22 protein-coding genes are annotated in these 24,238 nt (G+C 68.6%); 12 read left to right on the forward strand and 10 right to left on the reverse strand.

Features of this window, described 5'->3' with window-relative positions; genetic code table 11:
• Positions 1-47 precede the first annotated feature (47 nt).
• Entirely contained in the window at positions 48-1,037 is a 990-nt protein-coding gene (locus tag IE660_RS09140; RefSeq protein ID WP_203568049.1) for a LacI family DNA-binding transcriptional regulator, read from the reverse strand.
• Positions 1,038-1,131: 94 nt separating this feature from the next.
• On the opposite strand from IE660_RS09140, the gene yicI reads away from it, so the two are divergent.
• From yicI to murJ, 5 genes are all read left to right on the forward strand, one after another.
• A complete protein-coding gene (gene yicI / locus IE660_RS09145) occupies positions 1,132-3,348 on the forward strand; it encodes an alpha-xylosidase (protein WP_203568050.1) in 2,217 nt (738 codons plus the stop codon).
• Positions 3,345-5,342, forward strand: coding sequence for a beta-galactosidase (locus tag IE660_RS09150; protein WP_203568051.1), 1,998 nt, complete (start codon positions 3,345-3,347; stop codon positions 5,340-5,342). The genes yicI and IE660_RS09150 overlap by 4 nt, the downstream gene beginning before the upstream one ends.
• Before the next feature lie 92 nt (positions 5,343-5,434).
• The gene (locus IE660_RS09155; protein ID WP_203568052.1) at positions 5,435-5,842 is read left to right on the forward strand and encodes an antitoxin; all 408 of its coding nucleotides are present in this window, start codon (positions 5,435-5,437) and stop codon (positions 5,840-5,842) included.
• A 223-nt stretch (positions 5,843-6,065) separates the two neighbouring features.
• Positions 6,066-7,340 carry an aspartate kinase gene (locus IE660_RS09160; protein WP_203568053.1) on the forward strand — a complete coding sequence of 425 codons (1,275 nt, stop codon included), beginning with the start codon at positions 6,066-6,068 and terminating at the stop codon, positions 7,338-7,340.
• Positions 7,341-7,392: 52 nt separating this feature from the next.
• Positions 7,393-9,024, forward strand: a complete 1,632-nt coding sequence (gene murJ, locus IE660_RS09165) for a murein biosynthesis integral membrane protein MurJ (RefSeq protein WP_203568054.1) — start codon at positions 7,393-7,395, stop codon at positions 9,022-9,024.
• A 224-nt stretch (positions 9,025-9,248) separates the two neighbouring features.
• Here murJ and IE660_RS09170 read toward each other — a convergent pair whose 3' ends face one another.
• A complete protein-coding gene (locus IE660_RS09170) occupies positions 9,249-9,443 on the reverse strand; it encodes a hypothetical protein (protein WP_203568055.1) in 195 nt (64 codons plus the stop codon).
• A 232-nt stretch (positions 9,444-9,675) separates the two neighbouring features.
• Between IE660_RS09170 and IE660_RS16400 the strand changes: the two genes are divergently transcribed.
• The 4 genes from IE660_RS16400 to IE660_RS09190 all read left to right on the forward strand — a co-directional run bounded on the left by IE660_RS16400 (position 9,676) and on the right by IE660_RS09190 (position 12,791).
• On the forward strand, positions 9,676-10,731 hold the full coding sequence (locus tag IE660_RS16400; protein WP_203568056.1) for an endonuclease/exonuclease/phosphatase family protein: 1,056 nt from the start codon (positions 9,676-9,678) through the stop codon (positions 10,729-10,731).
• Between the two features lie 105 nt (positions 10,732-10,836).
• Positions 10,837-11,364 (forward strand): SigE family RNA polymerase sigma factor, encoded by a 528-nt coding sequence (locus tag IE660_RS09180; RefSeq protein ID WP_203568057.1) that lies wholly within the window; start codon positions 10,837-10,839, stop codon positions 11,362-11,364.
• Entirely contained in the window at positions 11,361-12,386 is a 1,026-nt protein-coding gene (locus tag IE660_RS09185) for a hypothetical protein (protein WP_203568058.1), read from the forward strand. Before IE660_RS09180 ends, IE660_RS09185 begins: the two co-directional genes overlap by 4 nt.
• Positions 12,387-12,554: 168 nt before the next feature.
• Positions 12,555-12,791, forward strand: coding sequence for a hypothetical protein (locus IE660_RS09190; RefSeq protein ID WP_203568059.1), 237 nt, complete (start codon positions 12,555-12,557; stop codon positions 12,789-12,791).
• A gap of 559 nt (positions 12,792-13,350) precedes the next feature.
• Here the strand turns inward: IE660_RS09190 and IE660_RS09195 are convergent.
• Both IE660_RS09195 and IE660_RS09200 read right to left on the reverse strand, forming a co-directional pair.
• Positions 13,351-14,418, reverse strand: a complete 1,068-nt coding sequence (locus IE660_RS09195; RefSeq protein ID WP_203568060.1) for an ArdC-like ssDNA-binding domain-containing protein — start codon at positions 14,416-14,418, stop codon at positions 13,351-13,353.
• Positions 14,418-14,984 carry a hypothetical protein gene (locus IE660_RS09200; RefSeq protein WP_203568061.1) on the reverse strand — a complete coding sequence of 189 codons (567 nt, stop codon included), beginning with the start codon at positions 14,982-14,984 and terminating at the stop codon, positions 14,418-14,420. The genes IE660_RS09195 and IE660_RS09200 overlap by 1 nt, the downstream gene beginning before the upstream one ends.
• Positions 14,985-15,804: 820 nt before the next feature.
• On the opposite strand from IE660_RS09200, the gene IE660_RS09205 reads away from it, so the two are divergent.
• Positions 15,805-16,968 carry a hypothetical protein gene (locus tag IE660_RS09205; RefSeq protein WP_203568062.1) on the forward strand — a complete coding sequence of 388 codons (1,164 nt, stop codon included), beginning with the start codon at positions 15,805-15,807 and terminating at the stop codon, positions 16,966-16,968.
• Between the two features lie 1,158 nt (positions 16,969-18,126).
• Here IE660_RS09205 and IE660_RS09210 read toward each other — a convergent pair.
• Both IE660_RS09210 and IE660_RS09215 read right to left on the reverse strand, forming a co-directional pair.
• Positions 18,127-19,554 (reverse strand): hypothetical protein, encoded by a 1,428-nt coding sequence (locus IE660_RS09210; protein WP_203568063.1) that lies wholly within the window; start codon positions 19,552-19,554, stop codon positions 18,127-18,129.
• A gap of 10 nt (positions 19,555-19,564) precedes the next feature.
• Positions 19,565-20,044, reverse strand: coding sequence for a hypothetical protein (locus IE660_RS09215; protein WP_203568064.1), 480 nt, complete (start codon positions 20,042-20,044; stop codon positions 19,565-19,567).
• Between the two features lie 4 nt (positions 20,045-20,048).
• Here IE660_RS09215 and IE660_RS09220 point away from each other — a divergent pair, with 4 nt between their 5' ends.
• Complete coding sequence (locus IE660_RS09220; protein ID WP_203568065.1) at positions 20,049-20,351, forward strand: hypothetical protein; 303 nt, start codon at positions 20,049-20,051, stop codon at positions 20,349-20,351.
• Between the two features lie 164 nt (positions 20,352-20,515).
• On the opposite strand, the gene IE660_RS09225 is transcribed toward IE660_RS09220, so the two are convergent.
• The 4 genes from IE660_RS09225 to IE660_RS09240 form a co-directional block, all read right to left on the reverse strand.
• Positions 20,516-20,668: a hypothetical protein gene (locus tag IE660_RS09225; protein WP_203568066.1), complete on the reverse strand. Its 153-nt coding sequence runs from the start codon at positions 20,666-20,668 to the stop codon at positions 20,516-20,518.
• On the reverse strand, positions 20,665-21,285 hold the full coding sequence (locus tag IE660_RS09230; protein ID WP_203568067.1) for a hypothetical protein: 621 nt from the start codon (positions 21,283-21,285) through the stop codon (positions 20,665-20,667). Before IE660_RS09230 ends, IE660_RS09225 begins: the two co-directional genes overlap by 4 nt.
• 131 nt (positions 21,286-21,416) lie before the next feature.
• Entirely contained in the window at positions 21,417-21,614 is a 198-nt protein-coding gene (locus IE660_RS09235; protein ID WP_203568068.1) for a hypothetical protein, read from the reverse strand.
• A 53-nt stretch (positions 21,615-21,667) separates the two neighbouring features.
• Complete coding sequence (locus IE660_RS09240) at positions 21,668-22,459, reverse strand: hypothetical protein (RefSeq protein WP_203568069.1); 792 nt, start codon at positions 22,457-22,459, stop codon at positions 21,668-21,670.
• A 277-nt stretch (positions 22,460-22,736) separates the two neighbouring features.
• On the opposite strand from IE660_RS09240, the gene IE660_RS09245 reads away from it, so the two are divergent.
• The gene (locus tag IE660_RS09245; RefSeq protein WP_203568070.1) at positions 22,737-24,140 is read left to right on the forward strand and encodes a hypothetical protein; all 1,404 of its coding nucleotides are present in this window, start codon (positions 22,737-22,739) and stop codon (positions 24,138-24,140) included.
• The last annotated feature ends 98 nt before the right edge of the window (positions 24,141-24,238 follow it).

The raw sequence follows: 24,238 nt of genomic DNA on the forward strand, positions 1-24,238 counted from the left end.
ACCGGCTGAAGGAGTGATCGACGGTGACGCGACGAACTCGCGGGTCGTCAGCGTGTGAGCCGGGGTGCCATCAGCTGCACCCCGGCCACACCACCGTCCTCCACCTGGTCCATCAGCATGTCGACCGCAGCGGCCCCGATCGCCTGCGCCGAGATCGGGATCACCAGGCGGTCACCGCCGGGAGCGGGCCCGTCGGTCAGCGACTCGGGTTCGATGCAGACCGAGGCCATTCCCGCCTCACGCGCAGCCGGGCAGGCGCCGGGGGCAGCCAACTCGTTGTGGATCAGGACGCCACCGGGCTGGTCCGTGGCCTCGAGCAGTGCGGCGACCGCAGCGCGTCCGCTGGCCGGCGTCGGTTCACAGGGGACGACGATCGCCTCACGTCCGCGCTGGTGGCACGCCTCGACGAAGGCACCGCGCAGGCGCAGGGCGAACGAGGTGCCTCGCTCGTAAACGGCTGGGGGCGAGGCGACCAGAGCGAGGGGCGCACCCGCGCGGGTTCGTCCGTCCAGCTCGGTGACGGCCAGCCGGGCTGCGGCCGCGAAGTCGAAGTCGACGCAACTCAGGCCCATCGGATCGTCCGGCACCCCGATCAGCACCGACGGCTGGCGCAACTGGGCCAGCACCTGGATCCGGGGGTCGGCGGACTCGACGTCCATGACCACCAGACCGTCGACCATGCGTCCCCGACCGACCCGCGCGAGCCCGGTCTCGTCCCGGTCGGTGAGCACCAGCACGTCGTGGTCGTGGTCGCGGGCCCTGGTCAGCACCCCGGCCGCGAACTGCATCATCACGTTGAGGTCGATCCCGCTGCGCAGTGGCACCACGAGCGCCAACGTGCGCGTGCGCTGCGACGCCAGGGCACGCGCCCCGGCGTGCGGCTGGTAGCCCAGCTCGTCGATGGCGGCGCTGATTCGCTGCTTGGTGGCCTCGGAGATCGGCCGCTTGCCGCTCAGGGCGTACGAGACGGTCGAGGGCGACACCTTGGCCAGTCGGGCGACCTCACTGATCCCCGACACCTCGACCCGGCTCTCCACACGCCACATTGTTCCAGCCCACCCCTCAGGATGGGGATGCGGCCCACGCCATGCACCACCGACCCCAACTACGCCATGACTCGATGGAGGAAAGATGAAGTTCACCGACGGCTACTGGATGCTCGCTGACAACGTCAAGCAGATGCTGCGGCCGGCCCAGGTCGAGTCGTACGAGGTGCGTGGGCGGCAGTTGGTGTTCCACGCCCCGACCGGGCCGCTGCGGCACCGGGGCGACACCCTCAACCGGCCGATCATCACGGTCAGGCTCGACTCCCCGGCCCCCGAGGTCGTCGCCGTCGAGATCGAGCACTTCCATGTGGCGCGTGAGCACCCGGCCTTCGACCTGCCCCGTGGTGGTCACGGTGAGGTGGTCGAGGGTGAGGGCTTCGTCGAACTGGTCACCGGAAGCCTGCGCGCCCGAGTCGCGACCGAGGGCCCGTGGAGCCTGCAGTTCTGGCGCGACGACGTGCTGCTCACCGAGTCCGGCGCCCGCTCGGTCGGTGCGGCCCAACTGGACGACGGCAGCCACCACGTCATCGAACAGCTGAGCCTGGGCATCCGCGAGTACGTCTACGGCCTGGGCGAGCGGTTCGGGCCCTTCGTCAAGAACGGGCAGTCGGTCGACATCTGGAACGCCGACGGCGGCACCTCGAGTGAGCAGGCCTACAAGAACGTGCCCTTCCAGCTGAGCTCGCGCGGCTACGGCGTGCTGGTCGACAGCCCCGACCGGGTCAGTTACGAGATCGCCAGCGAGGTGGCCTCGCGCCTGCAATTCTCGGTGCCCGGGCAGCGGCTGCGCTACCTGGTGATCGACGGCCCCACGCCCAAGCATGTGCTCGAGCGCTACACCGGACTGGCCGGCCGGCCCGCCCGGGTGCCGGCCTGGAGCTACGGGCTGTGGTTGTCGACCTCGTTCACCACCGACTACGACGAGCAGACCGTGCTCTCGTTCGTCGACGGCATGGCCGAGCGCAACCTGCCGCTGAGCGTGTTCCACTTCGACTGCTTCTGGATGCGCCAGTTCCACTGGAGCGACTTCACCTGGGATCCGGTCACCTTCCCCGATCCCGAGGGCCTGCTGCGCAAGCTGCACGACCGCGGGTTGAAGGTCTCGGTCTGGATCAACCCCTACATCGCCCGCCGCTCGGCGCTGTTCGACGAGGGTGTCGAGCACGGCTACCTGGTCACCCGGGCCGACGGCAGTGTGTGGCAGTGGGACATGTGGCAGGCCGGCATGGCGCTGGTCGACTTCACCAACCCCGACGCCTGCCAGTGGTACGCCGACAAGCTCAAGGGCCTGCTCGACCAGGGCGTGGACTGCTTCAAGACCGACTTCGGCGAGCGGATCCCCACCGAGGTGGTCTGGCACGACGGGTCCGACCCGCACCGGATGCACAACTGGTACGCCCAGCTCTACAACCAGGTGGTGTTCGACCTGCTCGAGCGCGAGCGTGGTGAGGGTGAGGCCGTGCTGTTCGCCCGCTCGGCGACCGTTGGCGGCCAGAAGCTGCCGGTGCACTGGGGCGGCGACTGCGAGTCGACCTTCGCCGCGATGGCTGAGTCGCTGCGCGGGGGGCTGAGCATGGCCTCGTCCGGCTTCGGGTTCTGGAGCCACGACATCGGCGGCTTCGAGGGGCTGCCCGACCCGGCGATCTTCAAGCGGTGGGTCGCATTCGGGCTGCTCAGCTCGCACTCGCGGCTGCACGGCTCGTCGTCCTACCGGGTGCCGTGGGCCTTCGACGACGAGGCGGTCGACGTCACCCGCACCTTCACCGAACTCAAGATGTCGCTGATGCCCTACCTGGCGGCGATGGGTGAGCAGGCGCACCTGAACGGCGTGCCGGTGATGCGTCCGATGGTGGTCGAGTTCCCCGACGACCCCGCCACCGCCACGCTCGACACCCAGTACATGCTGGGTGACTCGTTGCTGGTGGCGCCGGTGTTCAGCGCCGACGGCATGGTCGAGTACTACCTGCCCGAGGGTCGCTGGACGAGGCTGCTCACCGGCGAGGTGGTCGAGGGCGGCCGCTGGTTGCGCGAGCAGCACGGCTTCGACTCGCTGCCGCTGATGGTGCGGCCCGGCTCCGTGCTGGCGCGTGGCTCGGTGACCGATCGTCCCGACTACGACTGGGCCGACGGCGTCAGGCTCGAGGCCTACCAGTTGGACGAGGGCCAGTCCCGCGAGGTGCTGGTGCCCAGGGTCGGTGCCGACCCGGTTCGCTACACCGTCACCGCCACCGCCCACGGTGTCGAGGTCGAGGCCCCGGACGCACCCCAGGGTTGGTCGGCTGTCGTCGGCGGCCGGGCATGAGCGGACTGTTGGGCGAGCGGCTCCGCTACGGCGGCGACTACAACCCCGAACAGTGGAGCCCCGAGGTGTGGCGCGACGACGTCGCGCTGATGAAGGCCGCAGGGGTCAACCTGGTCTCGGTCGGCATCTTCAGTTGGAGCACCCTCCAGCCCGGCCCGGACCAGTGGCACTTCGAGTGGCTCGACGAGGTCATCGAGTTGCTGCACGGCAACGGCATCGACGTCGACCTGGCCACTCCGACCGCCTCACCACCGCCGTGGTTCGGCCTGGCCCACGAGGACGCGTTGTACGTCGACGCGCGTGGGGTGCGCACCCACCACGGTGCCCGCAACCACTACTGCCCCTCGTCAAAGGCCTACCGCGATGCCTGCCGTGAGCTGGCCCGACGGCTCGGTGAGCGCTACGGCAACCATCCGGGTGTGGTGATGTGGCACATCGGCAACGAGTACGGCCCGACCTGCTTCTGCGACCTGTGCGCGGAGTCGTTCCGGGCCTGGCTGGCCGACAGGCACGGCGACATCGAGGGGCTCAACCGGGCTTGGGGCACGGCCTTCTGGAGCCAGGGCTACCAGGACTTCAGCGAGGTGCTGCCACCACGCACGGCCCCCTACCACCACAATCCGTCGCACGCCCTGGACTTCCGGCGTTACTCCTCCGACGCGTTGCTGCGGCTCTTCACCGAGCAGCGCGACGTGCTTCGTCCGCTGGTGGGCGATGCCCCGATCACCACCAACTTCATGGGGTTCTACCCGGGTGTGGACTCCCAGCGGTGGGCGGGCGAGGTCGACATCATGACCGACGACCACTACAAGGACCCCGGCGACCTCGAGGGCGGGCCGGTGCGCGCGGCGCTCGTCCACGACCTGATGCGCTCGCTGCGCAACGAGCCGTGGATGATGATGGAACAGGCGATGGGCGCGGTGAACTGGCGCCCGCACAATGTCGCCAAGACCGACGTGCAGCGCCGCCACGACGTGTTGCGGGCCGTGGCCCACGGGGCAGACGGCGTGCTCAGCTTCCAGTGGCGCCAGTCGCACCACGGCGCCGAACGGTTCCACTCCGCGATGCTGCCGCACGCCGGGGCCGACGCTCGCCTGCACCGTGGCGTGGTCGAGATCGGGGACGACCTGGCGCGGCTGTCGTCACTCGTGGGCGTGCACGAGGCGGCACGGGTGGCCCTGCTGTTCGACTGGGACTCGTGGTGGGCGCTGACCGACCCCACCATGCCGAGCAAGACCCGCGACCCGATCGAGGTGCTGCAGTCGTGGTACCAGCCGCTCTGGCGCCGCGGGGTGCCGGTCGACCTGCGCGCTGCCTCGGACGACCTGTCGGGCTACGACCTGGTGCTCGCACCGATCGCGCACGTGGTCGCCGATGACGCGATCAGCAACCTGCGCGGTGTCGTCGAGCGTGGGGCTGGCTTGGTGCTGGGGCCGTTCACCGTGGTGACCGACGAGACCGGCGGGGTGCACCAGGGGCCTTTCCCGGTCGGCCTGAGTGACCTGCTCGGCGCGGTGGTCGAGCAGCCCTGGCCGCTGGCCGGCAGTGGTCTGGCGTTGCGCTCCGACCTGCTCGGCGACGGCCGCGCCCAGGTCTGGGCCGACCAGGTCAGGGTGGACGACGCCGAGGTGCTGGTGTCTGTCGATCCGGACGACCCGCTGTACCCCGACCTGGATGCTGTCGTGGTCTCGTCGCCGCGGCACCGCATGGTGCTCGTCGGGGCAGACCTGCCCGCGCCGATGCTGGATCGACTGGTCGAGCACGCCCTGCAGCAGGCCGGCGTCGAGTCGTCGATCCCCGTGCTGGCCGGGTCGTCGGAGGACTGGCAGGGCTGCGAGGTGGCCCGCCGAGGGGCGGCGACCTTCGTGTTCAACCCGTCGAGGAAGGCGGTCAAGCTGGGTCTGCGGTGCCCGGCGCGCGATCTGCTGGGTGGCGACGAGGACGATGCCATCGAGCTGCCCGGGGGAGGTGTCGTCGTTCTCGTCGAGCGGTGAGGCGAAGCTCGTTCATCTGGGCCCAGATCCTGCGGCGCGGAGGACGAGCCTGCCACGCTGTGGTCACCCCATCCCCGACCCAGGAGGACGCGATGACCGACCAGCAGCAGTTCGGGAACGCCGGTGAGTACATCGACAAGGCCAAGGACTACGCCCAGGACAACCCGGACAAGACCCGCAGCGTGATCGACAAGATCGAGGACGCGGTGGACGCCCGCACCGGCGGCAAGCACTCCGGCATGGTCGACAAGGCCGGTGACTGGATCGAGGGGCGCCTGGGCCTGCCCAACAACGCCGACGAGCAGCCGAGCCAACCGACCGAACCTGCCCCGACCGAGCCCGCCCCCAGTGAGCCCGCCCCCACCGAGCCCGCCCCCACCGAGCCCGCCCCCACCGAGCCCGCGCAGCCCACCGAACCGGCACCCACCGAGCCGGCCGGCACTCCGGAGTTCGACGCTCCCGAACCCAAGGCCGAGACCCCCAAGATGCCCGAGAGCTGAATTCGTCCCCCAGGGGCCTGATCGGTTTGTGGCGGGAAACACGCGTTTGACAGCGCGTTTCGCGCCACAAACCGAAGCCGGAGCTGCAGGAAGGCCGAGAGCTGCAGAACTGGAGCTCGTTCCTCGCCCCCTTGCCCAGCAGCGCCCACCTGACCACCCACCGGCGGGGACGCTGCGCTGCATCCGGCCTCGCTAGCATGGCCGCGGAGCAACAGGAGGTGCCATGGCGAGGGTCGTGAAGAAGTTCGGCGGGTCGTCGGTCGCCGACGCCGAGTCGATCAAGCGGGTCGCACGCCGGATCGCGGCGGCCAAGCGCGAGGGCCACGAGGTGGTCATCGTGATCTCGGCGATGGGTGACACCACCGACGAGTTGCTCGACCTCGCCCACCAGGTCTCGCCGCAGCCGGCCCCGCGCGAGCTCGACATGCTGTTGACCACCGGCGAGCGCCAGTCCGCCGCCCTGCTGGCGATGGCGCTGTCAGACCTTGGCCACGTCGCCAAGAGCTACACCGGCTCGCAGGCCGGCGTCATCACCACCGAGCAGCACGGCAACGCCCGCATCCTCAAGATCACGCCCGGACGCATCCAGGCCGCCCTCGAGGAGGGCTCGATCGTGATCGTCGCCGGCTTCCAGGGGGTCAGCAACGACACCAAGGAGATCACCACCCTGGGACGAGGCGCCTCCGACACCACCGCGGTCGCCCTGGCTGCGGCGATGGGCGCCGACTACTGCGAGATCTACTCCGACGTCGACGGCGTGTTCACCGCCGACCCCCGGATCGTCCCCGGGGCGCAGCGGATCCCCGAGATCTCCTACGAGGAGATGCTCGAGATGGCCGCCAACGGCGCCAAGATCCTGCACCTGCGCTGCGTGGAGTACGCCCGGCGCGAGAACGTCCCGGTGCACGTGCGGTCGTCCTTCTCAGACAAGCCCGGCACCTGGGTCAAGGACCTCAACGACATCAACGAAGGAAATCCCATGGAACAGGCCATCATCTCCGGCATCGCCCACGACCGTGGCGAGGCGAAGATCACCGTGGTCGGGGTGCCCGACCGGGTCGGTGAGGCCGCCCGCATCTTCGATGCCGTGGCCAGGGCCGACATCAACATCGACATGATCGTGCAGAACGTGTCGAACGTCGACAGCAACCGCACCGACGTCACCTTCACCCTGCCGATGTCGGACGGCAAGAAGGCGATCGAGGCCCTGCGCGCCCAGCAGGACACCATCGGCTTCCAGGACCTGCTCTACGACGACTCGATCGGCAAGGTCTCGATCGTGGGGGTCGGGATGCGCTCGCACCCCGGCGTCACCGCCAAGTTCTTCAATGCCCTGGCCGACGCCGAGATCAACATCCAGATGATCAGCACCTCAGAGATCCGCATCTCGGTGGTCGTCGAGGCCGACAAGGTGGACGACGCGGTGCGTGCCGCCCACACCGCCTTCGGGCTGGACGCCGAGGGCGAGGCCGTCGTCTACGCCGGCACCGGCCGCTGATCGCCCGCGTCGCTGAACGGCTCCACCGGCAGCCACGCAGTAACGTGCGTCCATGACCTCGGCGGCCCAGACCTCGGCCAAGCCCTCGGCCGCAGCGTCCCTGGGACGCAACTCCGCGCTGATGGCGGCCGGCACGCTCACCAGCCGGGTGCTCGGTCTGGTTCGCGCCGCGCTGCTGACCGCAGCGGTGGGCGCCACCCTCGGCGGTGACGCCTTCGCCATCGCCAACACGCTGCCCAACTACGTCTACATCCTGCTGTCGGCCGGCGTGCTCAACGCGGTGCTCATCCCGCAGATCACCAAGGCGATGGCTCGCGACGACGGCGGCCAGGACTTCGTCGACCGACTGCTCACCGCCTCGCTGCTGCTGGTCTTCGGGGTGGCCATCGCCGCCACGGTCGCCGCTCCGCTGCTGATCAGGCTGACCACCGATCTGCCCGAGTACCACCACCAACTGACCGTCGCGTTCGCCTTCATCTGCCTGCCCCAGATCGCCTTCTACGGCCTGTACGCCGTGCTCGGGCAGGTGCTCAACGCCCGCGACCAGTTCGCTGCCTTCATGTGGACGCCGGTGTTGGCCAACCTCGTCCAGATCGCCGGCCTGATCGGCTTCCTGGCGTTGTGGGGGCCCCAGGGTGGGGGAGCGGTCTGGTCGTCCTCGATGGTGTGGATGCTCGGCGGCACGTCGACCCTGGGCATCGTGGTTCAGGGACTGGCGTTGGTGATCCCGCTGTACCGCGGCGGCTTCCGTTGGCGTCCCCGCTTCGGGTTCCGTGGTCACGGGCTCGGCTCGGCGTCCAAGATCCTGGGCTGGACCTTCACCGCGCTGGTGCTCGCCCAGCTGGGTGGGCTCTTCCTGCAGTGGGCGATGACCGTGATCCGTGGTCAGGACGAGAGCGTGGCCAGCGTCGCCGTGCAGCAGTATGCCTTCCTGCTGTTCATGCTGCCGCACAGCTTCGTCACCACCTCGATCCTCACTGCCCTCTACCCGCAGATGTCACGGGCCTTCAACGCGCGCGACCTGCCCGAAGCACGGCGCCTGCTCAACCGGGGCATGTCACTGCCGGCGGTGGCGGTGATCCCGATGTCGCTCGGCCTGGTGGCGTTGGCGCTCCCAGTGGTGCGGGTGGTCTTCCCCGGCATGGTGCACGACCAGCAGGTCGACGTGGCCTGGGTGCTGGCCGCCATGGCGATCGGGACGATGGCCTTCGGGCTCACCACGCTGCAGCAGCGCTACTGCTTCGCCCGCGAGGACGGACGCACGAACCTGGCACTGCAGGGCCTGCTCACCGCCGTGCACATGGGCTTCGGCCTGCTCGCCTTCGTCGTGCCCAAGCACTGGGCCGTGGTGACCATCGCCCTCGGCCAGACCATCGCCAACGGCATCGCCGCGATCGTGTTCGTCCTGGTCGCCCGCCGGCAACTGCAGGGACTCAACCTGGCCACGGTATGGCGGCTCTACGTCAGGCTCACCCTCGCCGCCGCGTTCGCCGGCCTGGTGGCTCACGGTGTGGCCTGGGTGATCGGACGCTTCAGCAGCGGCTTCGTCGGCGCCCTGCTCGAACTGGGTGTGGCCGGGGTGCTGTTCGTCGGCATCTTCCTCGGGGCGTCGAAGCTGATGCGCATCGTCGAGGTGGACGAGTTCCTCGCCCCCGTGCTGCGGCGGCTGCGGCTGGTGCGCTGAGCTTCCAGCGTTCCCTCGCTCCAGTCGGACCCGCAAATGAAGCAAGACCCCGGGTCGGGGGATCCGGGGTCCTGCAGTGTGCGGCGACGTCCATCAACTGCGAGGGGGAATGCAGGGTGGTCGTGCTGTGTGCCGCGTGGGTCGGAGGGGAACCGACCTGCGACCAGACTAGGGCTGTTGCGCCCTCCACCGCAAACATGTCCAATGCGTCGGAACCGACCGGGTCAGGCAGCCTGTTCCGTGCCCGAAAGCGATTCGCTCACCAGCACCAGGCGGACCGCGCAGGCCTCACGGATGCCGGTCTCGGTGGCGTCGTCCACCCCGTCGCGCCGCACCGCGTCGGTGGCCGAGGCGACCGCGTAGTAGAAGGCGGTGAAGACGCCCATGAACGCGGCCACCCGCACGACCAGGGGACGCACCGCCCGGCGGCTGACGTCGGTGCGAAGCGGTTGCCCTCGAGCAATTCGGCCAGACCTCGGTCGCTGAACCAGCGCTCCACCTGCATCCGGCGTGCGCGGCGTGTGGTCGAGGAGGCCATGGCAGTCATTGTGCCCTGAACGGGAAGACCGACCTGACCGGGCACATCGACCTGACTGTGGATCAGCGAACAGCGCGTTTGGGTGTGCCACCCGCGTCGGGCAGGCTGGGTGGGTGAGACGACCCGGACGCATCCTGGCGGTGCTCGCCTTCGTGGCGGCCACCGCGGTGGTCGGAGTGTTCACCTTCCCCAGGGCGAGCGGCTTGTCGATGGTCACCCCGATCGGGCAACTGGTCGCCTTCCGAACGCTGCTGTTGGCACTCACTTTGGTGGCCCTGGTGGTGGCGGTGCTGGTGTGGGTGGTGCTGCTTGTCCGCCAAGTCCGCGCTCGACGGGCTGGACGTGGTGTGGGCAGCTTCGGCGCGGTGATGGCCAGCCTGATGGTGGTCGTGCTCACCTGCTCGGTCGCCGTGCACGGCGCCGTGGTCTGGTCACGGGGTGGCGTCGGTGACGCGCCTGCGACGATCGAGCAGATCGCCTCGTCCCCGGTTGGCGACGACGACTTCACCGTGGTGTCGCTGAACTCGTTGTGGGACGAAGTCGACCCGGCCTGGATCGCTCGACTCGCCCACGGCTCCCGGGCGACGATGGTCGCGCTGCCGGAGTCCGAGCGCGACCATGCCGAGAAGGTGGCGGCCGAACTGGCGGCGCTCGGTGAGCCGGGGTGGCAGGTTTTCGCGGTGTCGTCGCCCTGGCCGAACGCCCTGCTGGTCAGCCCGCAGGCGGGGGAGTACCGGGTGCGTGAAGGGCTGCAACGAGGTCTGGTGATTGCCGATCCCGTCGGTCACGACGGACCGGTACTGATGACGGTGCACGCCGTTCCGCCGCCCTCGGTGCCGCCGTGGCACCGCGAGCACGCGGTCTGGTCGCGCAGTTGGCGAGGGACGGTCAGCAACGCCTCGCAGGCCATCCGGGCCGAACGCCACGTGGTGGCCGCCGGCGACTTCAACGCCACCCTCGACCACGCCGCGCTTGATCCCGGGGTACGGCCGGCCACCGTCGGCACCAACGCGATGGGCACCTGGCCCTCGTCCTGGCCGACCTGGGCGGGTGCGCGGATCGACCACGTCTTCGCCAAGCCCTACGACGCGTCCCGCGGGTCGTGGGTGGTCGACTCTCCCGGCTCTGACCACCGAGCGGTCGTGGTGCGGCTGACCTACGCACGCTGAGAGCGATGACGGCGTCGTCCGAACTCGCGCGATTTCACCCAGCGGCGAGGCAACCTTCGCAGGCACTCATCCGTAGAGCATGGTGTCCACACAGAGAGGCACCTGATGTTCACCAGCAAGCGCCAGGCCGACGACGAGTTCGCGGCCTTCGTGGCGGAGTCGACAGCGTCGCTGTCGTCCACCGCCTGGCTGCTGACCGGCAACCGTGAAGCAGCCAGCGAACTGCTGCAGCAAGCGCTGGTCAAGACCTACCTGGCCTGGAAGCGGGTGCGTCGCGACGACGCCCCCGCCTACTGCCGCCGGGTGATGGCCAACCAGAACATCGACAACCATCGCAAGCATCGCGACCTGCCGATCCCTGACTACGGCGAACGTGCCCAGCCGCGCAGCCCCTTCCAGGTCGTGGACGACCGTGACGAGCTGGTTCGCCTGCTCGCCCAACTCCCCGCCCAACAGCGCACGGTGATCGTCCTGCGCTACTTCGACGACCTGGCCGAACAGGACGTCGCCAACGAACTCAACATCTCTCTGGGGGCGGTGAAGTCAGCCTGCTCACGCGGACTGGCCACCCTGCGCACGCTGAGCGGGCGCGCCACCGACACCCAGACCATGGAACAGGGAGCACGAGCATGAGCACCGACTTCGAGAACGACCTGCGCACGAGTCTGCGCAACACCGACACCCCCGACCTCGACATCGACCCCGACGCCGTGCTGGGCATGGGCCAGCGGGCCGTCACCCGACGCAACCTGCTGCGTGGCGGTGCTGGTCTCGGCGTGCTGGCCGCGCTCGGGCTCGGGGCCGCCGTGATCGACGACCGCCTGCCCCGCGGGGCGCAGCCCGCCGATGGTGGTGCCGACTGGGTGACCATCGACTTCGACCGGCTGCCCGACTCCTTCGGCGTCGAGCACGCCGACGACCCGAAGACCTTCCGGTTCGAGGTCAACCGGGCAGCGATCGGACGAGTGGGGGCCACCCAACCCACGGTGAAGATGAGGGTCTCCAATCCCAACGGCACCTGGCCAGAACTGTGGGGCGGCAGCGACCTGCCCGACCGTGGAGCGACCTGGTCGGCCGGCGATGTCACCAAGGGTCACGTGATGGGGATCATGGTCGGCAAGCCCGCGTACCTGCTCTGTCCCTCCAAGGGTGCCAACACCCAGGTCTCCAAGCCCGTGCCGGGCACCGACCTCTCGGTCTTCCTGGTGCGCTTCAACCAGCTTGAGAACGGCGAGGACGAGAACCTGTTCCCGCTGTACTGGGTCGACAGCCGTGGCCTGGTCAGCAATCAGGAGGGGCGCAACCCTAGGCAGATCGAGATCCCCGAAAGTTCCTTCAACGCGTTCGTCGACGGCCAGTGGTGGGGGATCAGCGACGAGTCCACCCTGACCATGGGTGCTGTGAAGACCTCAGGTCCGTCGGTGCTGTACCGCAAGGACACCAGCGGACCGAGCAGTGGCACCGAGACCTGGGCCGTGCTGCTGCCCCTGGCCGCCGCCGACATCCGGGTGCAGGGGGATGCCTCGATCGAGCGCTACGTGCAGCCCGCCACCGAGCACAAGGTGCTGCTGGTGGTCGCCACGACCGAGGTCGAGCCGCCAAAGGTGATCTGGAAGGTCGACGGCAAGCCGGAGGACTTGCTCCTCACCCGCTGAGGTCGGGCTCGCATCCGAATGGCGGATCACTCCGGGAGTACCCGGAGTGATCCGCCTCTCGGTTCCCCCCACGGCCGGTCGAGTGGTTCGCGAGGGACGAGCGACCGTGTCGAGACCGCCTCCTCAGACGACCTTCGTCCTGCGGCATGAACGTGACACTCTGGGGCTATGGCTCGTGTCGCGCTCAACATCACCGTCGACGGCGACCTCCTGCGTCAGGCGCGGGAGTGCGCCGGAACGCCCTCCGACCCAGAACTGCTCGACCAAGCTCTGGCCGCACTCATCGCGCAGTCCGAAAAGAGTGACCCCGATGTGCGCGCCTGGCAGGACAATCCGCTGGACGCGCCGGACGCCTGGGGCGACCTCGCCAGCTGGGGACGAGCGGTTCATCCCCAATTCCGCTGACCCTTCGTGGTGGTTGTGTGCCGGCTCGTCGCCGCACAATCGGGGAATGGTTCGGTTGTGCGTGTTGTTGTGGCCCCGCCGGGGGAAGCGCCCACCTTCGCGCGGAAATCCCTTGTCGCAAGGAAAAAGGCCCCGAATCATCGGGGCCTTTCCGCTTGTGCGCGAGAGAGGAGTTGAAGCTCTCTTCTATCCAATGCGAATGGACTCTGACAAGGTATTTTGATGGGCCGTAGCCATTGCGTCACCTTGTCGTGGGGAATACGTGGGGAATCGCTACGAACCCGAGATCCGCGCGGATCTCGCGTCCATCGCTGCCCTTCAGCATAGGCGGAGCCCGCACCGGGATCATTGGCGAGCCAGCGCAGAGGGACGCGTGCAGGAACAGGTTCGGCTCCCTCCTGTGCGCGGTGGGGCCTGGCAGGTCCGACACCGACCGCTCGCAGCAACAGGGAGGCGCGGGCACCGTTCCGCTTGAGGTCGTGCGGCAAGCGCCGCGTCGACGACGCAACGCTGTCGCATGGGCCGGGTGAGGAGAGTTCGTCCATCGCGATCGTCATGGTCAGCGGCCCACTGAGGGGACCAGCGCCGGCGAAGGCACGGTCGGCGGTTCGGGGGTGATGGCCTGGCCGACGGTGACTGCCTCCCAGCGCGTGGGGTCCGTCTGAACTCGGATGTCAGTCTCCAGAGCATCGAGCGCGCTGTCGGTGATGGTCGGAGCCGGCTGAGTGGCCTGAAGGATGAGGTCTGCGGCGCCAATGACACGCTGGCCTGTGCTGCGGAGGATGTCGGCGAGGTCCCGCTGCTCGGTCACCGCGTTGAGGGCCCAGCCAGCGACGTAGTTGAAGGTGTACTGGCTGGAGTCGAGACCGTGGGCGCTGGTCACCATGTAGGCGACCGATTCGGCCTCGACTTCGATGATCCCCCGGCAATCGCGGCCCTGCCGGTCTGGGTGGAGGATCACGTGACCGGCTTCGTGTGCGAGGGTCTTGACGGCCTGCGCGTCGTCGACGTCATCGCGGACCATGACGAGCCGCCGGCCGAAGTCGGTGTAGCCGTTCGGCCCCCCGAGGTCCGCGCCGCGACGTACGTCGAATCCCCGTGCCTCGAGGAGGCCTTGGAGGCGGTCCCACAGTCCGGAGGGGGCTTGCCCGGTGAGGAGGGTGGCCTCGCCGACCTTGGGGTCGGGCAACGGAGGCCCGTCTGTCTGCCGGATATCGAACACCGTGACTGGTCTTGTCGCAACCACGTGGGTCCGGTGCAAGACGTGGCCCTGGTCGTCGCGCATCGGTTGGCCAGCGTCGTCGAGGCGAGACTCTCGGCGGGTGATCGGAGCGAGGACCTTGATGCCGGTCTCCCCGCGCCGCACCTGGCGTCCCATCGCCTTGAACGCCTGATACCCAGCCACGTGGGTGGCCTGCGGGTCCTGGAGCATGATGAGCATCGAGTTGCCCATGGAGTAGCGGTGGAACTGGGCGGAGAACCTCAGCCACTCCTGCCATGCCTGCGGATCGTTCAACGCCAGGATGCCGTCGCGGAGCTGGGCGCGGAGCTTGTCCAGGATGGCCTGCCGGGCTTCGGCGGCCGCAGCCCGGTCCGCGTCGCTGACCGGCTTGCGGTAGCCGGTCATCAGCCGCGGCCTTCTCGCAGGGGGTCGACCTGGTCGAGGATCTTCTCGATCACCTCGGGCGGTGCGCCCGCGTCCGCGAGTTGCTTGGCCTCAACGAGCAGGTCCTCCACGATGAGGGGGACATCAGGCAGGGGCAGTTCCGGTTCGGTCACGGCCGGAACCCCAGCGCCGTGTTGGTCGCCCAGCGCTCCGGGGTCGTCTGGTGCGACGGTCGGCCCAGCAAAGGACTCCCACGACTCATCGGGTGACGAGCGACGCGCGACGATCCTCCCATCCGAGTCGCAGACCTGCACCGGGTAGACGTCCAGGTCGCCGCCACGGTGTTCGATGGTGGCCACGATCAGCAACGCCCGCGCGTAGGCCGTACTCGCAGCCGCCTGGTGGGTTGCGGACGGCGAGCCGGACGGGTCCGGTGCGAGCAGCTCGCTGTTGGCGTGGCTGGTTTGGTAGTCGCGGGCCACCTCGTTGAACGACTTGCCATCGTCGTCGTGGCGGACGCCGTGCGGGTCAGCCCACTGCAACCACAACTCGGTGCCGGGGAACAGTCCGCGGGGCTGGGAGTTCATGAGGCCTCCTCACGACAGGTGCGCGCTGGTCGCTAGTCACCTACATAGCGGGCACTTGCTCGCGCTCGTGGACAACTCCGAGAGCTTCAATCTGAGCTCGCCTACCACGGAGCATTCATTGGATGTGGCATGTACGCCGTCTCTCGCCACTTAAGTTCAGCGAGGTGGTGGGTGTTCGAACCCTTGCGGACCCGACCCAGAGAGAGGATCCCGGAGCGGCCGTGGCAGCTCGCTGATGGGCTGGGTCGAGGTCCCGAGCTTGTCGAAGGAACGCTCGCTGTGGTTCCAATATCCTCCAGCGTTCCGCCGAGGGTCTGACCTCGAGGCGTGGGATGCCGCTGGACGCGATGATCACGACATCCACGGAAGTGCCAAGCGCGCCACGTCCGAGTCTGAGGAAGGAAGATGATCCTATACTCGGAGGACTAGGCTGGGTGACCTTCTTCTGCGATGAGGCAGGTCTGCCCCAAATGGCTCACGCGCCGATCGCTAGCGTCCATAATGGGCAACATGAAGGGAACTGGACCGCTTCTGCGCCACAGCGAGAATGGAAGGCTTGCACGTGGCCAGCGCAACTCCTAAGCGGAGCCCCGAGGCGGTTCGACGGCGCCCTCCGTCGGATGATGACCTCGTGAACGTCCTTCTTCAGCTCATGAGAGACCCCCATCGGGTGATCACCCGGGCGACTGAGCACTTCACTATCGGGGATCGGTCTATTATCTCACGCACATCCCTAACCTTCGACACTCGTCAACTGGAGAAGCAACTTACGTACTTCTACGTCGATGTTCTACATCCAGACAAAGGTAGCCTCGCGTCCGTGGAGGTTTTGACTCCCGGTGTCACGGTAGTGCCGCATTCAGAGCATCGCAGAATCGCCGAAGCTGCTATTCGCTACCGCTTGGCGACGGTGTTGGAGAGCATGAAGTGGAACTCGTCAGCGAGCGATTCTCTAATAGACGCCACTTACGAGAAGCTCATTGAGGTTGTTGAATGGCTGATCACACTGCCACGCTCCTCCCCTTCCAAAGCCAGCGAGTTGATGGGAAGATGCTTCTCCAATGATGGCGGTTTGCTGGCTACCCGGGGGATTCAAGGCTTGACGGTCGATGAACGTGCGGTGCGCGGCTTGCGCATGCTGTGCAATCGACTAAGCACCAAGTACCTCCTACTTCTTCGAGTCCCTTTAACCGATGGGGAAGTGACCGTGGAGTTCTCAACTCGCCGGCACTACTCAGACAGCAAGATCAGCGACCAAGGCGACAACGCGATCCAGTTTCCGGCGCGCTTCTATCTGTTCGGGGCGATGCCCACAACCCTGAGGCTTCACTTGCCATGGGCGAAAAGAACCGGCCACTACACATGCTCGCTGACGCCACCCAAGGGTCAGTTCATCTCGCATGCGGCCTTCGTTCAACGTCGGCGGGAGCTGCCACGGCTGGTCGAGTTGCGGCCGGAGGCCGAGACACCGGTGTCGTGGTCGCTCGATCACCGGGGCGGCGACCATTTGGCTGGCTTCCTGGGATCCGCCTCCCTCTATCCTCTGCCTCTGTACCTCGGAGTTCGGCACCGGGAACTCCCTGGGCGCTCAACGATGCGTATGGCCGTCCTGGCGCTTGTCTCTGCCGTGCTCCTTGCCGTCCTGGTTCTATTGGATAACCCAAGCGCCGTCGCCGGAGTCCTTCTGGCAGCGCTGGCGCTTGGCGCAGTCGCCCAGCCCTTGCCGCGCGCCGACAACGGAGTCCCCATCCCGATCCTGTCGCGCGCCATGCCCGGCTTCATCGGAGTAACGGCAGGCATGTTCGGACTGTGGCTGTCGCTGCCAGCGTCCCCTTGGCAACCATGGAACACCTACGGGGGGTGGCTCTTCGTTGTGGCACAGCTGGCTGCGGGGCTCTGGGCAGTCGCCCGCACGGATTCACTGGCGCGGGACCTCCGTGCATGTACACTGAACGGAAGCTCTTCGGGAGGTGCGTTTCATTGAACGTCAAGCTACGTGGCCGCAACGATTCCCCGGATGCAGAAACGGCTGCTTCGAGAGGAGTAACCAGATGGGCACCAGTACATGGTCTTGAAATCTACGCTCATTCTGGATTCTCGGAGCCGCATTTCGGTCTGGAGAGCGACGGACTTTCTGGCGAACGCCGATCGACGACGTTCAACGAACTATTGTTGGAATTGGTCCGCTTGCAGGAAAGTTTGTCTGATGACGCGCCCGGTCACGCGCAACGGCGCCGGGCGGCTATTGGGCGCTTTCGGTCCCTAAGCGACGGCGGACAGGAGCGGCTACCCGCTTCGCAGCGATCCTGAGTCAAGCATTCAGTGGGTCAACAGATTGGCGGCTCGTAGCCGAGAAGAGCCCCGGTGCTCAACGGCCGAGATTGCGATCTTGGTCGCGCGGGGCCGCGTGCGGGAACGTTGCCTCGTACCGTCGTTGGGCGCGGTCTAGCCCGACTTGCACATGTTTAGTGCCCTCCACGCGGGTCGATATCTCCAGCGAGTTCCGCTCACGTAGGGGCCAGGCCACGTCAGCGGGCTTCATGCGCAGGTTGGCCTCGGTGTCGTTGAGGCCTATGAGGCGGGAACTTGCCAGGTGCGACTCCAGCAGGGCCCTCGTCAGGGTCTCAACGTGTCTCTGGAGTCCGCCCTGGGGGCTGCTGTCAGCGTGTGGTGGCCGACACCCGGCGCTCCAAGGCGTCGTGAACGGTCGTCACGGCTCAGGTTGATGAGGGCCACGGCTTCGAAGCGGTCATCCATCTGCCCGGCTCTGATGGCGTTCAGCGGCCAACTCCAGCCTCGCATTAGTGCCCCGAAGTGGGCGGCCAAATCGCTTTGACAAGGAGCGATGAGCCGGCGAATCCACAAAGTTGGCCTGAGGTGTGCAAGTCAGGAGGACCGGACTACCTGACCTTTCGTCGACTCAACGTGGTGGAGACGAAGGCTCTGGAAGGAATCGCCGCGGGCTACACCGGGTACCCAACAGCGCCAGCTGTGTTCCAATGGGAATCCCAGACACCCCTGACGGGCCCGCGGTAGCCTTGCTGGCTTGATCAGTTGGGAACCGCGCCGCTTCGACCTCTCCCTCACGCGCTGAGCCGCCCGGTGAGACTAGCTGTGGATTGAGCGGATGGGCGTCGGGCAGCTACAACGCGGCCACTTCGGCGACTTCCACGACCTCAGACGTGCTCGCAGCACCCCTCGGGGCTGTGCCTCCACGCGCCCCCGTGACCGCTGGCGTCCCTGAAGGCAGCAGCGCGCCGGGTCCAGAAGGCGAGACTGTCGGGTCGCCGTCCGGGGGCGGGCCGCCCCACCCGCTGCCGTCGAAGCCGTTGTCCACACTGCGGTCGCCGGGGTTGGTGGGCTCGCTGGTGGCGCCGTCGTGGTAACCCGCCTGACCGCTGCCAGCCCGGACGCCGCGGCGTGAGTAGTCGGGCGGGAAGTTGTTGTGGCCGACCCCCATCTGGTTGGTCTGATCGGCGCCCATGGCCGCGACGGTTCCGCCCACGGCGGCCATGACGCCGATACCGGTCGAGAGCGCCTGACCGACCGGGCCCATGCCAGCCGCGAATCGGCCGATCGTGGTCGCCGCGGCTCCGTCCTCGCCAGCGGTGCGTCCGGCGTCGTCGGTGGTGGTGGCAGCGCTGCTGCCGGTCTGGCGACCGGCGAGGACGCCGCCGATGCCACCGGCGGCTGCGAGGCCCGCGCGCAGGGCGGACCCGGACGTGCTGCCGGGGTCGGTGAACGCGAAGAGTTTGTAGAGCGCCAACGGCGAGAACGAGGAGACGCAGATCAACACGACCCCGACGAAAGCCGTCCCGATCGACTTGAGAACGTCGTCCTCACCGCCGACCGCCACCTCGGTGGTAATCCTCACGCCGATGCCTAGCGCGAGCACCATCAGTGGCGGGGTGAGTGCGGCGGCATGGAACCAGCGGAACGACTTCCAGAACCAGCCGCGTCCGAAGTCGGTGACCAGCCCGGCCGCTGCGATCGGTGTGACTGCGGCCAACACGAGCAGGGAGGCGGCTCGGGCCACCATCACCAGGGTGTGTCCGATGGCGGCAAGCCACAGCAGCATCCCCATGATGCCGAGGATGACGGCGACGGTGCCGTTGGTGATGTCGCTGGCGGTGAACGGTTCCCAGGGTTCCCATTCACTCCAGCGGGTGACGTTGAGCAGTGACTGCATGAGGGCTTTGGTGAGGCCGCTGCAGGCGGCGACCAGGGTGACGCCGTAGCCCACCCACGCGAACCACACGAAACCGAACTGGGCGGCGCCGACGAGGAGCCGGCCGATGCTGTGCCCGTCCCGCTTGCCGAGGGCGACGCCGACCTGGACGAGCATGAGGATCCCGACCAGCGCGAGGGCGATCCAGAAGGTGGTCGCGTACAGTTCGCCGACCGGTCCGCCTTCGCCGAGACTCGGGGTGAGGATCGCGTCCTCTAGTTCGAGGACCGCCCGGAGCACCCACAGGCCGGCGTTCCACAGCGCGAGCATGGCCGCGGTCAGGCTGTCGGTCACCGCGTTGGCGATGGCCGAGCCGAGCAGGCCGAACGGATCGATGGGCATGGTTGCTCCTTCAGTTGGAGGCGACCGGCTGCCAGCCGGCCTCGACGGAGGCGTCCGAACCAGGCCACGTCGACGGGGCCGGAGCGGGCGGGGCGCCGGGGCCGATCAGCCAGTGGTCGCCGGCCCACTGCATGCGTTCGCAGCTGCCGTAACCCATGCGGGCCTCCGCCTTGGGTGCGGCGCGCACGTCGAGCAGCACGCACGCGACCACCCAGTCGGGGCCGTCGGTCCCCTTGATCTGGAGGGCCGCGGGGGTGACGCTGACCAGGGTGCCGGGGTCCAACTGGTTCGAGGACTGCCGGGCGTGGGTCAGGAACGACTGCACGTTGCGGGTCTGGGACCAGTCCGCCGCGCCGACCCCGCCGGGCATTGACCAGTCGCGGTAGATCTCCGTGGCCAACGGGAGCGACATCGCCGACAGCACCCGCACCTCGATGGCCGCCAGCTGGGCGGCCGCGCCCTCGGGGGTGCGCGGGAAGCCGGACGACACCCCGGTGGCGCCGACGGTCGTGGCGGCGGGCAGCCTGATCGCGGGAGGCGGGGAGATCGCCCCCCCCCGGCGTGAGGCCGGCGTCCTGGGCCACCTCAGCCATCGGCGTTGCGGCGATGAGGTCGCGCCGCTGGTCAGGGTCGGCGTCCGGGTGAGCGCTGCTTTGGACGCCGTCAGGCGCGGCTCCCGCCGAGAAGCTGGACACCAGGGTGTAGCCCAACCCGCACAGCAGGACGCCGCCCACCAGCAGCAGCCCCGCGAGGACGGCCAGCAGTTGGGTGCGCGAGAGCGGGACGACCTCGGCTGACCTCGCCGGGCGGGGTGGGCGACCGCGGAACATCAGCCGACGCAGCCGTCGCCGAGGATGCCGTTGAGCATCCCGTAGCCACCCATCAGCACCACGGCGAGCACCAGGACGCCCGCGAGGCCGATGATGCCGCCCTTCGAGAGGTGCGGGGAGTGCGTGGCGCGTCAGACGAGGATGGCCCCGACGGACACCAGCGCGGCGATGCCGAACAGCCACAGCACCGACCACAGGACCATGCCTGAGATCTGGTCGGTGTAGGCGGCGACGCCCGTGGGCGCCACCGGGCAGATCTTCAGCGGGACGATCAGCGGGTTCATGTCGGTTCCTTTCGGAGGAGGGCGAGGACGTTCTGGGCCGCCTTGAGCAGCGGGGCGGGTAACGGGTCGGGAGTCAGGCCGGTGACCTGCAGGCGTGGGTCGAGCGGGAAGTCGGCGATGTGCACGCGCGCGGGGATCCCGGCCGAGGCGACCTTGACCGGACGCGGCCACCGCTTGATCGTGGGTCCCACGACCACCCCGAGCGCGTCGCGGCCGAGGAGTTCGGCGCAGGACTGCAGGCGGCCGACCCCTGGCACGGTGGCGTTCGTGACGAGGACGACGTCGTCGAGCGTGCGCAGCACTGACCCCAGCCACCCGGCGCCCATGCCTGACGCGGTCGTCCAGTTGGCGTCCACGACCGTCCACTCGACCGACGACTCGGTCGGAACCGGCACGGTCGCGTCGCTGGTGACGGGGCGCTCCAGTAGAACGTCGCCACGACTGCCGCGGCGCCAAGTACCCTCGGTCCCCAGTTCGGCATTCGCTGCGGCTGGGAAGCCGGACGCCAACGGAGAGCAGCACTCCACCACCCGGGCCGGCACCCCGGCTGCGGTGGCCAGCGCGAGCGCCACCGTGGACGCACCCACTCCGCCCGCGCAGCCCACGACGGCGACCACCCGTTCGCCTGGCGCCGGCGTCCAGACGGTCGCGGCGCTCCGGGCGACGGGCGCGGACCGGGGTCCGTGTGCGAACTCGCCCGCCTCGATCGCGCGCCACGCGTCCCGAAGTTCGGCCACGCTGTGCGCGGTCACGACGGGTCACCGCCCCGAGGATGCCGATCCAGCAGTCCGGACAAAAGCATGGCCGGGGGCACCTTGGCCAGCTCACGTCTGGCCTTCTGCACGTCGCGGAGCCTGCGCAGACAGCCGTCCAGGTCGTCCAGGGTCTCCGGCTCCATGGCCGCGATCTTCAACAGGGCGGCCACCTCGGCCGGAGTGCTGGTCATCTCGGCATCACCTCCGCCATCCCTAACGGGCCGCGCCCGTCATCGGTGGACAGTCAGCCCACGGCGTTCAGGTACTCGACGGCGGCTCCGCTGAGAGCCGCCACACAGCGAGCAGTGCGACGCCGCACGGTCCGGGCGCACACGCCCCACTCCTGGGCCACGACGGCGCTCAGCTGACGGCTCGACAGGCCGGCCACTCCGCCCTCACGGGCTCGGCCCTCGGCCTGGAGGGTCTTCGCGGCCTCGATGAGATTGACCAGCAGTTCGCGGTCCTCGTTGGTGATGACGTCCTCGGCGCACGCCCAGGCGAGCAACTCAGCCAACTCGGCCGCCGGGTCGTCGTCCTCGACGAACCGATCGTCAGCCGGGTCGACGGGGCCCAGCAAGACCATCGAGAGCCGATGGGGCATGTGGTGCGTGGGCGCCCCGCAATCAAGTAGCACCCCTTCACGCAGCTGACCTGCGACCTTCGCCGCCACCCAGTGCGGACGCCGCCACGGCAGCCCGCGGACCTCCACCCACAACTGGGCGGCCAGCACCTCGTCGACCCGATCGTCGGCCAGTCCCAACCGTCGGCGCACACGCAGGGCGATCGGGAGGAGGAGCCACGCGAGCACCAGCGCTGCCTCCCTGTCGTCGGCGCCATCGAAGGCCGCCAACCGGGCCAGGCCGAGCAGGACGTCGTTGGCGATCGCGGGATCGGCCGCTCGTCGCCAGGCGTCCAGCCCGGCCGGGTCGTCGACGACCCCCAACCGGGGCTCGAAGGCGACCCATCCTGCCCAGTGTTCGTTGGCGACGGACGCCATCCGCTCGTCCTGCAAACCCAACATCTCGGTGATGTTCATGGCCGTGGTCCTTCCGCGTGGGTTCGCGGGAAGACCACCAATCCGCCGTTGTCACTGACGTAGCCCCACCGGGCTCCGCGGCATCGAAACGCGACTCACGACACGGCCGGAGCTGACCAAAGCGGGTAGTCAAACCTGCGTTGCCCCGCGTAGCCCCCGACACGACCTGCCAGAGGCTTGTGATGCGCCGGCGCGCGTGAAGTCGGCCTGACGCTTCACGGAAGCGACGACGCGGACGGCGCAGGGCCGCGTGCCGACGGTTCGCGATAATCAGCGGGTGAGGAACGTGATCGGGCCCGGCGGCGTGCGGTATCCGGTCACGCGAGACATCGAGCGGTTCCTGCGCTCGATGGACCGTGATGCGCTGCAGTCGCTGGTACTCGAGATGGCGGGGTACAGCCCCGAGGCCATGCGATCGCTGCAGCTGCGCGCCACACCCGAGGACGAACCGACCGCCTCCGAACTCCTGGCGGCCGTCGACGCAGCGCTGGCCGGAGTCGACCTCGACTACCACGACCCCTTCTACGAAGACGTCGACGACGGCATCCAAGGAGTCGAGGAGTCCGTCGACGAACTGGAGCGGCACCTCGACGGCGGCGCCCACCCCGTGGTGCGACGAGTGCTCCAGCACCTACTCACCCGGCTCGGCGACCTGGCGCGGGACGCCGACAACGCGGACGCCTTGCTCGAGGTGGCCGAACGAGCGTCGGCACTGTTCGGCCGCGCGGCCGAAGGGCACCCCGACCCGGTCACCCTCGCCCGCTGGGTGGTCGACTTCCGGGTCGAGTACGGCGGCTGGCCATCGCTCGCGCTGGACGCCGTGGCCCACGCGTTCGACGAGCCCGCCTGGGACGCCTACCGCATTAGTGTCGCGACCTTCGGCGGCGGTGGACCGGCAGCCGACCCCTACCGCAGCGAGATCGACCACATGCTGCTGGAACTGGCCGACCACGACGGCGACGTTGACCGGGCCGTCGCCCTGCTGTCCGGAGGTGACCACTCGTACTACCGGGAGATCCTCCGCCGACTGCGTGACGCCGGACGGCCGGCTGACGTCCTCGCGTGGCTGGACCGAGCAGTCACCCAAGGCTGCGTGGATGTCGCCTGGCGGGCGGGACCCGCCATCGTGCCCGTCGAGGACGCCGTCGACGCCTACCTGGAGGGTAGGCGTCCGGAGGCCGCCCTCGCGATCGCGCGGACGCTGTTCGACCGCGACCTCACCGTGGACGCGTTCAGGTTGCTGATCTCCGTGGCGGAACGGTGCGGATCTGAGGACGAACAACGCACGTGGGCGTTCGAGCAGGCCACCCTGCGGGCGCACAGCAGCGGCGGCGCCCACCTCGTCAGGCTCCACCTCGCCGACGGGAACGTCACGCGCGCGTGGGAGGCGGCGGATGCCTTCGGCGCCGGCCATGCGTGGCGCGAACTAGTAGACGCCTCGGAAGACGACTTCCCGCTCCGGGCGGGCCGCCTGTGCCTGGCTCAGGTACTGGAGTCCCTCACCACACCCGACTCCAAGCGGTACCCGGCCATCGTCGATCTCCTCGTCAAGGCACGCGCCCTCCACGACACGGCAGGCCACCGAGCCGAGGCGGACGCCGAGATCACCCGCTTGCGCGAGGTCTACCGCCGCCGCCCCGCCCTGATGTCGGCAATGAACCGGCCAGGACTGCCCGCCTGACCACCCTGAAGGACGGTCACCTCGGGCTCAGGCGCGTAAACCCCCGCCCCCCCGGAGCCAAGGATCGAGCCGGCTGTAGCCCCAAGCGGCCGCATCGG

Source organism: Aestuariimicrobium ganziense (assembly GCF_015352975.1).
GTDB lineage: Bacteria > Actinomycetota > Actinomycetes > Propionibacteriales > Propionibacteriaceae > Aestuariimicrobium > Aestuariimicrobium ganziense.

Coding starts and splice junctions, on each gene's coding strand:
- yicI (WP_203568050.1), top strand. CDS start 1,132: ATGAAGTTCACCGACGGCTACTGGATGCTCGCTGACAACGTCAAGCAG.
- IE660_RS09150 (WP_203568051.1), top strand. CDS start 3,345: ATGAGCGGACTGTTGGGCGAGCGGCTCCGCTACGGCGGCGACTACAAC.
- IE660_RS09155 (WP_203568052.1), top strand. CDS start 5,435: ATGACCGACCAGCAGCAGTTCGGGAACGCCGGTGAGTACATCGACAAG.
- IE660_RS09160 (WP_203568053.1), top strand. CDS start 6,066: ATGGCGAGGGTCGTGAAGAAGTTCGGCGGGTCGTCGGTCGCCGACGCC.
- murJ (WP_203568054.1), top strand. CDS start 7,393: ATGACCTCGGCGGCCCAGACCTCGGCCAAGCCCTCGGCCGCAGCGTCC.
- IE660_RS09180 (WP_203568057.1), top strand. CDS start 10,837: ATGTTCACCAGCAAGCGCCAGGCCGACGACGAGTTCGCGGCCTTCGTG.
- IE660_RS09185 (WP_203568058.1), top strand. CDS start 11,361: ATGAGCACCGACTTCGAGAACGACCTGCGCACGAGTCTGCGCAACACC.
- IE660_RS09190 (WP_203568059.1), top strand. CDS start 12,555: ATGGCTCGTGTCGCGCTCAACATCACCGTCGACGGCGACCTCCTGCGT.
- IE660_RS09195 (WP_203568060.1), bottom strand. CDS start 14,418: ATGACCGGCTACCGCAAGCCGGTCAGCGACGCGGACCGGGCTGCGGCC.
- IE660_RS09200 (WP_203568061.1), bottom strand. CDS start 14,984: ATGAACTCCCAGCCCCGCGGACTGTTCCCCGGCACCGAGTTGTGGTTG.
- IE660_RS09210 (WP_203568063.1), bottom strand. CDS start 19,554: ATGCCCATCGATCCGTTCGGCCTGCTCGGCTCGGCCATCGCCAACGCG.
- IE660_RS09225 (WP_203568066.1), bottom strand. CDS start 20,668: ATGAACCCGCTGATCGTCCCGCTGAAGATCTGCCCGGTGGCGCCCACG.
- IE660_RS09235 (WP_203568068.1), bottom strand. CDS start 21,614: ATGACCAGCACTCCGGCCGAGGTGGCCGCCCTGTTGAAGATCGCGGCC.
- IE660_RS09240 (WP_203568069.1), bottom strand. CDS start 22,459: ATGAACATCACCGAGATGTTGGGTTTGCAGGACGAGCGGATGGCGTCC.